The sequence below is a fragment of the Myxococcus xanthus genome, assembly GCF_013116825.1.
Lineage (GTDB): Bacteria > Myxococcota > Myxococcia > Myxococcales > Myxococcaceae > Myxococcus > Myxococcus xanthus_B.
This window is the reverse complement of the sequence record NZ_JABFNS010000297.1, coordinates 1-703: the sequence shown is the minus strand read 5'-3', so window position 1 is coordinate 703 and position 703 is coordinate 1. Positions and strand designations below refer to the sequence as shown.

General features: G+C 54.6%; 2 tRNA genes. Both read left to right on the top strand.

Annotated elements, in window-relative coordinates:
* The first annotated feature begins 159 nt into the window (after window positions 1-159).
* A tRNA-Ile gene (locus HNV26_RS37390) sits at window positions 160-236 on the top strand.
* Window positions 237-307: 71 nt separating this feature from the next.
* A tRNA-Ala gene (locus HNV26_RS37385) sits at window positions 308-380 on the top strand.
* Window positions 381-703 lie beyond the last annotated feature (323 nt).

Below are 703 nucleotides of genomic sequence, written 5' to 3'. Positions count from 1 at the left end.
GACTTTCGAGTCGCGTCAGGTCAACCAGGTCAACGTTTCCGAGTAACAATCTAGCTAAAAACTTAGGGCTTGCTGTTTGGTTTTGAAGGACTGAGTCCGTGCGACTTGGCTCTTTGAGAATGAAGGACGCTGTAGGGTTTGCCGACGCGGTAGCCCCCTGGGCCTATAGCTCAGCTGGCTAGAGCGCGCGCCTGATAAGCGCGAGGTCGGTGGTTCAAGTCCACCTAGGCCCACCATTTTCCTCCCTTGAGAGGAGGAAAGCGGTGACGCGCACCAGCATGGTAGAATGGCCGCGGGCAATTTTCCCGGGGCTGTAGCTCAGCTGGGAGAGCGCCAGCTTTGCAAGCTGGATGTCGTCGGTTCGATCCCGATCAGCTCCACACAAGTTTTCTCTGAAGTATAGAGAAGCGTTCTTTGACAAGTGCATACGAAGGGTAAGTTCAATTTCTGCTGAGAGAAGTTCTCGCAGAAGCCCTGACGAAAGTACCCCGCCGACGCCGTGAGGCGAAGGTGAGGGGAAGGAAGTCAGGTGCTTTTGAATCAAGCGTAAGTAAAAATGAAGTCTTCCAGGCTTGTTGCGAAGAGCAGGAGTCTGGGCCTTGGTTTCGAGTTTCGACAATCCGCCGGGAGGCGGGCGTGAAACAAGAGATTAGGGCAAGTAAGCTACTAAGGGCGTGCGGTGGATGCCTAGGTGCCAAGAGGC